The sequence below is a fragment of the Kitasatospora sp. NPDC058492 genome (assembly GCF_042720685.1).
Lineage (GTDB): Bacteria > Actinomycetota > Actinomycetes > Streptomycetales > Streptomycetaceae > Kitasatospora.
The window spans coordinates 22746-33345 of sequence record NZ_JBHXMU010000084.1 but is presented as its reverse complement, the minus strand read 5'-3'; the positions used below and the strand labels follow the sequence as shown (position 1 = coordinate 33345).

Below are 10600 nucleotides of genomic sequence, written 5' to 3'. Positions count from 1 at the left end.
TGTCTTCAAACTCCCGTCGTCCGCCCGGAGGGCGGGCGTGGCGGCGTTGGGGTGCGTGCATCGCAAGGCGGAGGAGGGAGTCCATGCGGAGCATCAGCGACTGACGACAACGCGGCGAGGTGCGTGCCCCAACGCCGGCGCGCAGGCGGGAGTTTGAAGACACGCCCTAGCAACGCTAGGTCCTGTCCGCCGCCGGGCGTCGCGGCCCCGCCCGGCCGGTCAGTCGGTGGTGACCACCACGGTCTTCGCGGCCTTGTCGTGGATGCACTGCCGGTAGGGCTTGTCGAAGACGCCGAACATCCCGTCGATGATCCACCAGAAGGCGGCGCAGCAGATCACGGCGGGGAGGATGTAGACGGCCGCTCGGGTCCAGGCGGCGCTCTGGGTGGGCTTGTTGCCGTCGATCAGCATGGCGACACGGACGTGCATCGCCTTCTTGCCGAGGGTCTGGCCGTCCCGGCCGAGCATCAGGCCTTCGTAGAGGAGGTAGATGCCGCAGCCGAGCCAGAATGCGCCGACCTCGCCGGAGCGGTTGTTGAAGTCGGCGAAGGGGGCCACCAGGATCACGGCGACGGCCTGGACGAGGAGGTAGTCGATCAGGCGGGCGAGGATGCGCCTGGGCCAGCTGCCGATCGGCGGCATGCCGGGAACGGGCCCGGCGCCGGGGGTTCCGTAGCCGGTGGGGCCGTAGCCGGGCGGGGGCTGGTCGTAGGGGTTCTGGCCGTAGGGATTCTCGCCGGGCGGGCTCTGGCCGCCGGTCGGGCCGCCGTAGGTGCCGCCGTACGCGCCGGGGCCTTCGGGCGGGGTACTGGAGGTGCCGTCGGACGGGCCGCCGGTGGGCGGCGGGGCGGGCGACGGGTTCGGGTCCGACGGCCGGTCTTCCGGCGTGCCGCCGCCCGGCTGCGGGGACTGCTTGTCGAAGGAGGGCTGGCCGCCCCCCTCCGGCTGGGAGCCTGAGGGGTCGTGAGTGCTCATCCGTCGAGTAGAACATCACACATTCTCGCGGTTTGGGACATTCTGTCCGTTTTGCCGCCAGGGCCGGATGGTGCCTCCGCGTCGGATGGCGCCTCCGCGCCCGGAGCCGGCCGCCACGCCGGGAGGCCTCAGACGCGGACCACCCGGGTGCGGGCGGCCCGGTCCTGCCAGCCACGCCGGGCCGGGCGGTCGAACACGGGCCAGACCAGGCCGAGGAGCAGCAGCAGGCCGAGCTGCCTGACGGCCCATCGGAGCAGCGAGCGGCCGAGGCTCAGCCTGGTCCGGGCGCCGGGGGCGGCGGCGTCCGCCACCCGGATCCGGGCCAGTCGCTTGCCGAAGGTCTGGCCGGTGCGGGCGGTCGGCAGCACCTCGTAGAGCAGGCTGACGAAGAGCAGGATTCCGAGCAGGACCGCGACCTTGCCCAGCACCACGTCGTCCACCAGCCAGACCTGGACCTGGCGCCGGGTGAGGGAACTGGCCATCCGGGCCTGGTCGAGCTTCTGCTGGAGGTGCTCGGACGCCGAGCGGCCGAGCGGGATTCCGGCGGCGACGGCGACCACGAGGAGTACGACGGTGTCCACGGCGCGCGCGGCCAGCCGACGTCCGAGTCCGGCGGGCGTCGCGGAGGCGGGCACGGTGGGGGCGGGCGCCGTCGGGGCGGGTCGGCGCCGCGCGACGGCCTCCCGGGCCGGGCCCGCGACCGGCAGCGACGCGGCGGGCGTGGCGGGCCGGCCCTGGGCTCGGGCCGGAACCGCTCCGGCGGCGACCGGCGCGGCCGGGGCCGGCACGGCGGGCTCGGGCTCGGACGCGGGCTCGACGGCACGCCCGGCCCCGCGCACAGCCGCCGGAACGGACACCGCGACGGGCGACGCAACTGGCGACGGCGCCTCCCGCACGGCCACCGCCGCCGGGACGGTCGCGGGTGCTCCGGAGACGGCGGCCACTTCCACCCCGACCGAAGCGGCGGCCGGCATGCCGGCCGAAGCCCGGACCGGAACAGCAACCGAAGCACGAACCTCCCCCGCGCGCCCCTCCTCCCCGTCGGGCGCCCCCGGAAGTACCCCCCAGGAGACCCGGTGCGGCTCGTCTCCCGTCTCCATCAGCCCCCGCTGCGTCTGCGAAACAGCCTGCCAGCCGGGCTCCTCCGCCTCACCCTGGCCTGCCGCACCCCCCACCGCCGAAACCTCGACCACCGAAAGCTCGACCACCGGCTCGCCCAGGACCGCTTCGCCAAGGACCGCTTCGCCTAGGACCACCTCGCCGAAGACCGGCACCTCGACCGCTGCCATCTCCAGTCCAGACACCTCAGGGCTCTCGGACACCCCCGGCTCCCCGACCGTCCGGAACACCGGCCCGCCGATCACCTCCGCCGCCCGCGACCCGAGGACGAACTTCGCCCCGCCCGTGGTCTGGTCGAGGTACACCGGCCCGGTGTCCCCGCCCCGGCCCCCACCGTGCGCGGCCCCGCCCCAGGACGGCTCCGGGGCCGCCGCCTCCGGAACGGCCGGCTCCGGCAGCACCGGTGGCGGCACCACCCGCGCCGTCCCGGCCGCGCCGGCGGCGGGCCGCCGGGACGCGAACCGGGGCGGCTCCATCACCTCGCCCTCTGCGGGTGCGAGCCGGCTGGTGCCCGGCACCCAGGCCGAGCCGCCCCAGTACCGGACGAAGCCGGGGATGGAGGGGTCGGGGTAGTAGCCCGGCTCGGGTCCGACGGCCGGGTCGCCGGCGCCGGCGAAGGGGCGGTCCGTCATGGGGGTCTTCTCTCCTGGCGGGTCCTGGCGGGGCCGACACGGCACGCCCGCCCGGCGCACCCGCGAGCCGCCCGGCGCGCGTGGGTGGGGGCACCGCTGATAGGCGGACAGTCGCCGGGTAGTCACAAAGGGTAGTGCCTCGTCGTGGCGCCGACGGAAAGTTGGTCAATCACCTGACAGCGGCGGGCCCTCCGGGGTAAGGGCGGCCGAACCGTCCCGGCGTGCGGCGGGTGTCCGCGCGCCGCGGCCCCCACCGGTCACCACCCCTCGCCTCACCCCCCTCGTCGAACTTCCCGAAGAAATCCCGGAAACGTGTGTAAGAGCCGGCGTGGACCGCCCTCTCAAAGGTCACCGGGCCCGGAACCGGGCAGGAATCGAAGGCAGAGAGGAAGACGATCATGGAGCGCCCCACCAGCGTGGTCGAGCACGAACTGGAGCTGAACCTGGTGCTCTCCCCCGAGCACAGCGTCCCCGTCCCGGCCCGGCTGTCCTACGGCAGCCACGACCCGTACGCGGTGCACATCACCTTCCACCTGGACACCGGCTCCCCGGTGACCTGGGTGTTCGCCCGCGAGCTGCTGGTCGAGGGCACCTTCCGGCCGTGCGGCCAGGGCGACGTGCGGATCTGGCCGACCCGCTCGGGCCGGCGCAGCGTGCTCTGCCTGGCGCTGAGCTCCCCGGCCGGGGACGCCCTGCTGGAGGCGCCGCTGCCGGTCGTCGCGGCCTGGCTGGAGCGGGCCCACCGGCTGGTCCCGCCGGGCAGCGAGATGGCCGCGCTGGACATGGACGGATCGCTCGCGGACCTGCTTGCGTGAGCACGCGCACGCCCGCGAACGGGCACAAAGCCTCGGCCGCGCACCCGGCCGGGACCGCGCGACGCGACGGGAGCCGCGCCCCCGCCGGCTCAGCGGGCCGCGGGGGCCTGCTGACGGCCGCGGGTGGCGTCCGGGCCACCGCCGTCGCGCTGTCCGGGCAGTCGGACCAGCGGTGCCCCGGCGGAGCGTCGCCGGGCCCTTATCCGGATGGCGGCGGCGAGCAGGAAGCAGAGCCCGACCCACGGGTAGACCGAGGTCGGCAGCTGGCGCAGCGGCGCCATGTGGAGGACGGCCGGCCCGAGCGGCTTGGCGGCCCACATCGCGAAGGAGAGGAACGCGAGCAGCGTCGCCCAGAAGGCGGCCCGCCAGCGCAGCCGACGGACGCCGGCCGGGCGGGCGTGCTCGACGGAGGCCTCGGTGGCGAGCAGGACGAGCACCGGCACGCACCAGACCCAGTGGTGGGTCCAGCTGATCGGTGAGATCAGCACGGCGGTGACGGCGGCGCAGCAGACGCCCCAGGCCTCGGCCCGGGGCAGCCAGCGGGCGCTGCGGTGGGCCCAGGCGGCGACGGCGAGGCCGGCCACCGCGACGAGGCCGGCCGCGAGGGTGGCGAGGGTGCCGGGGTCGGCGGTGTGCAGCAGCCGGGCGAGGGCGCCGCGCAGCGACTGGTTGTCGACGATCTCGGTCTTGCCGACCCGGGAGGAGTCGTAGAGGTACTTGGTCCAGAAGCCCCAGGTGGCGTCGGGCAGGACGACGGCGCCGATCAGGAAGGTGCCGAGGAAGGTGAGGCCGGCCACGAAGGCGGCCCGGACCCGGCCGGTGATCAGCAGGTAGACGGCGAAGAGGCCGGGGGTGAGCTTGAGGCCGGCGGCGATGCCGATCGCCATGCCCTTGCTGCGGCGGGCGTCCGAACGGGTGAGGTCCCAGAGGATCAGGCAGGCGAGCGCGAGGTTGATCTGGCCGTACCGGAGCGTGGTGAAGACGGGTTCGAGCCAGACGCCGAGGCCGGTCACCAGGATGACGCCGATCGGCCGCAGTTCGCGGCGCGGCCAGCCGACCAGCTTGAAGGACAGGTGGGTCAGCAGGGCGAGCAGCCCGAGGTTGCCGAGAGTGATCGCCACCCGGAGGAACGGGACCGGGAACCAGGTGGTGGGCACGAACAGCATGGCCGCGAACGGGGGGTAGGTCGCGGGCAGGTTCCACTCGGTGACGCGCAGTGCGTACAGGTCGGTGCCGTTGGCCACGGCGGCGCCCTCGGCCCGGTAGACGATCATGTCGACCATCGAGGTGTTGACGAAGTGGCGGACCACCGCGTACACGACCAGGGACAGGAGCGCCAGGGCCGCGGCGGCCAGCAGCGGTCGGCGGGGGGCCTCGCGCAGCGCGCGGACGGGGGCGCCGAGCGCGGTCCGCAGCCGGTCCGACAGGGGGGCGGGCGCGGGGTCGGGTGCGGTCCGCACCGGGCTGCGCTCGTCTTGCACCGCTGTCACCAGTCCACTCCGTCCACCACTCGACCAATCGCCGACGATACCGGATGCGGGCCGACCGGGCCTGGGCACGGATGATCACGCAGGGTGACGAATGGGCCCCGACCGGCCGTACTCCATTGCGGGCGGAGCACGGACGGCCGGGGCCACCGGGGGGAAGGCTCAGAGCCTCAGTGGCCCCGCACCTCAGCCGGTGTAGGCGCCGAGGACCCGGGTGAAGTCCAGCGGCTGCTGGACGATGCTGCTGCAGCTGGCATCGGCGTAGGCCTTGGCCCCGCCGTCGCAGGCCTTGTCGCGGGTGCCGGACCACATCGCCAGCCAGGCGAGGTGCCTGGACGCCGCGAAGTCGGCGAGCTGCTTGGCGGCGGCGACGGTGAAGACCTCGCTGGCGACGTCGTTGACGCCGATCATCGGGGTGACGGCGACCTTGCGCCAGGCGGCCGCGTCGTCCAGTCCGAGCACGCTCTTGACCTGGGCCTGGGTGGCGGTGGCCGCGGCGATCGCGTACTTGCCCATCTGGCCCTGCGGGTTCGGGGCGACGCCGTCGCCGAAGTCCATGGCCATGATGTTGACCGCGCCGATCGCGACGCCGTTGTTCTTGGCGTCGGCGACCAGGTTGACGCCCTCCTGGGTCAGGCCGGAGGGCAGCGCGGGCAGCGTGAAGGAGACGTCGAGCGCCTTGCCCTGGGCGGCGGCGTTCTTCTGCAGCTGGGCGATGGCCTGGGCGCGGCGGGTGTTGGCGGCGGTGTTGGCGATCGCGCCGCCCTCGACGTCGAAGTCGAGCCTGGTCAGACCGTAGGCGTCGACGGTCTTCTGGTAGGCGGCGGCCAGGTCGGCGGTGGAGCCGCAGGCGAGGGCCAGTTCGCTGCCGTTGGCGCCGCCGAAGGAGACCCGGACGTCGCCGCCGATCGCCCGCAGGGCGCCGATCTGGGCGGCCACCGCGTCGGCGGACAGATCGCTGACGCCGCCCCACTTGGGCTGGCAGCCGCCGCCGGACACCACGAAGGCGAGGGTGTAGTTCTTGACCCCGGTGGCCTTGGCGGTGGCGACCAGGTCGTACGGCGGGTAGAGCGAGGTGTCGACGTACGGGGCGAAGCCGGCCCCGGCGCCGGCCGGGGGTACGGGCACACCGGTCGCCGTGGGGGTGGCGGTCGGGGTGCGGGTCGGCGTCGGGGTGGTCGGCTTCGCGGTGGCCGTCGCCGTAGGGGCCGGGGTGCCGGTCCCGGTCCGGGTCGGCACGGGAGTGGTCGGCACGGGGCTGGTCGACACCGGACTGGTCGGCGCGGTGGTGGGCGTCGCCGTCGCGGTCGGGCGGCCCGAGGGGGTGGGCGCGGTGCCGTCGCCGGCCTTGCAGGAGGTGTTGTTGATCAGGCAGTTGCCGGGCTCGGCCTGCGCGGCGCCGGCGCCCTGGGCGACGAAGCCGACCACCACGCTCTTGCCGGGCTCCAGCCGCTTGCTCCACGCCTCCGGCTTGACGGTGACGTGCTGGCCGGCGGCGGTGAAGGTGGCGTTCCAGAGCGAGTCGATCTTCGCCCCGGCCGGGAGGTCGAAGCTGAGCGTCCAGTCCTCGATCGGGCCGCTGTCCGGGTTGGTGACCAGGTACTGGCCGGTGTAGCCGGAGTCCCAGCTGCTGGTCCGGCTGTAGACGGCGCCGAGCGAGGCGGCGCTGGCCGAGGAGGCGAGGACGACGACACCGCCCGCGACCAGGGCGGCGGCGACCGCCGAGGCCCCGGCGATCGCGCCCTTGCGGCTGCGCCTGCGGCGGCCTGGGCGGCGGTTGGGCTGGGTGGTCATGGCGCGTTACCTCCGGGGTGCCGTCGGTCGGCCGCGGTCCGGGCGCGGGTGCGTGCGGACGTCCGGGCGGCCGGCCCGGCTCGGTCGGGTGACCGGCGCGACCGACGCTAGCGGCGGCCGGGGGGCCGAACCGGCGGGCTGAGCGAGGGGAAGAACTCCCTTAGGCCGCGCTTAAGGAAGATCCGGAAACTGGCGGGGCGTCAGGCGCGTGCGAAACCGGCCACCGCGGTTCCCCCCGGGCCTCGGCCGAGGCCGAAGCCGAAGCCGAAGCCGAAGGAGGGAAGGAGGGAAAGAGACCGAGGAAGCGGCCGAGGAAGCGGTCACTTCTGGAACAGCGCGCCCCGGCTGCGCCGCCGCCCCGCCCGCGCGGGGGTGCCGTCCGGGCGGGTCCGCAGCCGCAGCCGGATCTCGGCGCCGCCGAGCACGGCGGAGCGGCCGAGCGCCAGGTCGCCGCCGGTGGACTCGGCGAGTTTGCGGACGATGTCGAGGCCGAGCCCGGTGGAGCCCTCGCCGCCGTGGCCCTCGCCGCGCTTGAGGGCGGCGGCCGGGTCGCTGAAGCCGGGGCCGGCGTCGCCGACCAGGACGATCACCGAGGTCTCGGTGGCGAGCACGTCCACCGAGAAGGCGGTGCCGACGGCGGTGTGCCGGAAGACGTTGCCGAGCAGCGCGTCGACGGTGGCGGCCAGGTCGGCGCGTTGGACGGGGACGGGCGTCGCCCGGTCGGCGCCGGCCAGTTGCCAACGGCGCCCCTCGTCCTCGGCCAGCGCGGACCAGAAGCCGACCCGTTCGCGGACCACCTCGGCGACGTCGCAGCCGACCGCGACGGCGGGCACGTCCTCGGAGTCGCGGCGGGCCGAGCGGATGATCTGGTCGACCTCGCGCTCCAGTTGGGAGACCGCGTGCCGGGTGGCGTCGGCGGCGTCGCCCTCGCCGAGCGAGGCGGCGTTGAGCCGCAGCACGGTCAGCGGGGTGCGCAGCCGGTGGGACAGGTCGGCGGCCAGTTCCCGTTCGGCGGCGAGGAGTTGGACCACCCGGTCGGCCATGGTGTTGAACGCGTGGGCGGCTTCGCGCAGTTCTTCGGGGCTGCCGGCGGCCTGCTTGCCGTCCACGGGGACCCGTACGGCGAGGTTGCCGGCGCCGAGCGAGCGGGCGGCGCCGGCGAGCCGCCGGGCGGAGGCCACGATCCGGCCGCCCATCCGGTCGGCGACCAGGACCGAGATGGCGACCAGGCCGAGCGCGACGCCCGAGAGCACCAGCCAGGCGGTGGAGACGCCCCGGGTGAGGTCGCCGTCGGCGACGAACACCTCGACCACGGCGGTGCGCCCGGTGTCCACCGCGACCGGCTGGAGCAGCGCGTAGCCGCCGGGCACCTCGACGGTGAAGGAGCGGCCCTGGCCGCCGGCGGTGGACACGTCGCCGGCGGCGGCCCGGGCCTCGCCGATGGTGGGCCCGCCGGGGCCGCCCGCGCCGGGGAGTGCGTCCGGGGCGGCCGGGGCGGCCGGGGCGGCCGGGGCGGGCAGGTGGACCGCCATCCGGCCCTGCCCGCCGGCGTCGGTGCTGGCCAGGGCGCGGTCGATGGCGATCTGGTCGGTGGTGATGGCGAGGGCCGGGCCGAGCGCGGCGGCCTGCCGCTCGGCGGCGGTGAAGGCGTGGTCCCGGGCGGTCTGCTGGACCATCAGGCCGAGCGGGATGAGGAAGGCCAGCGCGACCATGGTGGTCCCGGCGACGGCGGCCTTGATCAGGGCCCAGCGCAGCGAGCGCCCGAACCTCCTCATGTCCGGTGCTCCGCCAGTCCCCCGGCGGCCTCCAGCCGGACCCCGACTCCCCGGACGGTGTGCAGGTAGCGGGGGCTGGAGGCGGTCTCGCCGAGCTTGCGGCGCAGCCAGGACAGGTGGACGTCGATGGTCTGGTCGCCGCCGTAGGTCTGCTGCCAGACCTCGGCCAGGATCTCCTTGCGCGGCACCACCACGCCGGGGCGCCCGGCCAGGAAGGCCAGCAGGTCGAACTCACGGCGGGTCAGGTCGAGCAGCCGCCCGTCCAGCGAGGCCTCGCGGCGCTGGAGGTCGATGGCGAGGCCGCCGACCCGCAGCACCTGGGCGACGGGTGCGGCGCCGCCGCCGAGCCGGCGCAGCACGGCGGCCATCCGGGCGCTGAGGTGTTCCCCGGAGAAAGGTTTCACCAGATAGTCGTCGGCGCCGTCGTTGAGCAGCCGGACGATCTCGGCCTCGTCGTCACGGGCGGTCGAGATGATCACCGGCACATTGGTCAGGCCCCGGATCATCTTGAGCGCCTCGCTGCCGTCCAGGTCCGGCAGGCCCAGGTCGAGGATCACCAGGTCACAGCCGACCTGGGCGACCTCCCGCAGCGCCTCAAGTGCCGTGCCCACGCTGCGGACCGCATGACCGGTGTCGGTCAGGTGCCGGATGAGGGCGGATCGTACGAAGGGGTCGTCCTCGACCACGAGCACTGTTGCCATGGCCCTGCACGGTACGCCATCGACGGGCAGTGGTCTGTACCTCGGGGTGGCCTCCGGACATTGTGCAACTCCCCTGACTAATAACGGGGCTGCCCGGCTGCGCAGGCCCGGAATACGGCAGGATGAGCGGACGATGCGGAACGGACTGGTACAGCTCGGCGCCTGGGCGGCGGCCACCGGGGCGGCGGTGGCGCTGTCCTGGCTCGGCGTGCACGCTGTGCTGACCGGCGCCGCGTTCGAGCAGCCCACGGCCCTGCCGCTGCCCTCGCCGAGGGCCGACGGCACGCCGCACACCGCGACCGTCACCCCCGAGCAGCCGCGGTCGGCCACCCAGACCGGGGCCCCGGCCCCACCACCGGCCTCCCCGACCGCCGCCACGACGACGACGCGCGGGCCGGCCCCCGCCACCACCCTCTCCGCCGCCTCCCCGCCGGCCACCCGCCGCCCCACCCCCGCCACCACCACGGCGACGTCCTCCGTGACGTCCTCCGTGAAGAGCTACCCGGTGCCGGGCGGCAAGGTCGCCCTGGACATCCGCCCCGACAAGGCCTCGCTGGTCTCCGCCACCCCCGACCCGGGCTGGCAGATGCAGGTGTGGAACGGCGACCAGTGGATGCGGGTGGACTTCACCAAGGGCGAGCAGGCCAACTCGGTCTTCGTCTACTGGAACGGCCACCCGCCGGTGGTCGAGACGGCCATCCGCTGAGCCCCCCTCACCAGGTCTCGAACGGCAGGTACCCCGGCAGGTACGGCCCGGCGTAGCCGGACCGGTCGACCAGGGTGTGCCTGGTCCCGCCCGGCACCCCGATCGTCGCGAGCACCACCGTGCCGAAGCGGTCCCGTGCCTCGTACGGCTCGGCCAGCGACAGGGCGCCCCGGTCCACCGCGTAGTCGTACGCGTAGAAGACGTCCGGCACGCTCACCGCGAGGTCCAGCACCCCGTCCCCGTGCCGGGCGAGGTGCGCGGCCAGCTCCCGGCCGCGCGGGCCGATCACCTGGACCAGCGAGGTGAGCACGATCCTGGTCCCGGGCGCGTCCAGCACGTACGAGACCGTCTCCGGCTCCCCGGTCTCCGGCCCGGCGTACGCGGTACAGCGCAGCCCGAGCGCGGCGGTGTAGCGGCGGGCGGCCCGCTCGGCGTCGCCGACCGCGAAGACCACCGCGTCGGCGCGGCCCATCGGGAGGGGGGCGGACTCTCCAAGCCCTGCGGCGAGCAGGACGGGTTCGGCGGCGGTGTCGGTCATGACGGCCCTCCCGGTAGGCGTGCGGACCACGGCGGGTGCGACCGTGCGCCGGTGTGGG

9 protein-coding genes are annotated in these 10600 nt (G+C 75.0%); 2 read left to right on the top strand and 7 right to left on the bottom strand.

Annotated features, from left to right (window positions below; translation table 11 throughout):
* Window positions 1-219 precede the first annotated feature (219 nt).
* Both ACFWPI_RS35655 and ACFWPI_RS35650 read right to left on the bottom strand, forming a co-directional pair.
* Entirely contained in the window at window positions 220-975 is a 756-nt protein-coding gene (locus ACFWPI_RS35655) for an RDD family protein (protein ID WP_380378149.1), read from the bottom strand.
* A 128-nt stretch (window positions 976-1103) separates the two neighbouring features.
* Entirely contained in the window at window positions 1104-2726 is a 1623-nt protein-coding gene (locus ACFWPI_RS35650; protein WP_380378151.1) for an RDD family protein, read from the bottom strand.
* 398 nt (window positions 2727-3124) lie between these two features.
* Here ACFWPI_RS35650 and ACFWPI_RS35645 point away from each other — a divergent pair, with 398 nt between their 5' ends.
* Window positions 3125-3541 carry an SsgA family sporulation/cell division regulator gene (locus tag ACFWPI_RS35645; protein WP_063349195.1) on the top strand — a complete coding sequence of 139 codons (417 nt, stop codon included), beginning with the start codon at window positions 3125-3127 and terminating at the stop codon, window positions 3539-3541.
* 89 nt (window positions 3542-3630) lie between these two features.
* Here ACFWPI_RS35645 and ACFWPI_RS35640 read toward each other — a convergent pair whose 3' ends face one another.
* The 4 genes from ACFWPI_RS35640 to ACFWPI_RS35625 form a co-directional block, all read right to left on the bottom strand.
* The gene (locus tag ACFWPI_RS35640) at window positions 3631-5031 is read right to left on the bottom strand and encodes a glycosyltransferase 87 family protein (RefSeq protein WP_380378154.1); all 1401 of its coding nucleotides are present in this window, start codon (window positions 5029-5031) and stop codon (window positions 3631-3633) included.
* A 183-nt stretch (window positions 5032-5214) separates the two neighbouring features.
* The gene (locus ACFWPI_RS35635) at window positions 5215-6822 is read right to left on the bottom strand and encodes a cellulose binding domain-containing protein (RefSeq protein WP_380378155.1); all 1608 of its coding nucleotides are present in this window, start codon (window positions 6820-6822) and stop codon (window positions 5215-5217) included.
* 320 nt (window positions 6823-7142) lie between these two features.
* Window positions 7143-8576: a sensor histidine kinase gene (locus tag ACFWPI_RS35630; protein ID WP_380378170.1), complete on the bottom strand. Its 1434-nt coding sequence runs from the start codon at window positions 8574-8576 to the stop codon at window positions 7143-7145.
* A 17-nt stretch (window positions 8577-8593) separates the two neighbouring features.
* The gene (locus tag ACFWPI_RS35625) at window positions 8594-9298 is read right to left on the bottom strand and encodes a response regulator transcription factor (protein WP_350881149.1); all 705 of its coding nucleotides are present in this window, start codon (window positions 9296-9298) and stop codon (window positions 8594-8596) included.
* A gap of 133 nt (window positions 9299-9431) precedes the next feature.
* Between ACFWPI_RS35625 and ACFWPI_RS35620 the strand changes: the two genes are divergently transcribed.
* A complete protein-coding gene (locus ACFWPI_RS35620; protein WP_063349192.1) occupies window positions 9432-10004 on the top strand; it encodes a hypothetical protein in 573 nt (190 codons plus the stop codon).
* Between the two features lie 7 nt (window positions 10005-10011).
* Here the strand turns inward: ACFWPI_RS35620 and ACFWPI_RS35615 are convergent, their stop codons facing one another.
* Window positions 10012-10542: a VOC family protein gene (locus tag ACFWPI_RS35615; RefSeq protein ID WP_063349191.1), complete on the bottom strand. Its 531-nt coding sequence runs from the start codon at window positions 10540-10542 to the stop codon at window positions 10012-10014.
* Between the last annotated feature and the right edge of the window lie 58 nt (window positions 10543-10600).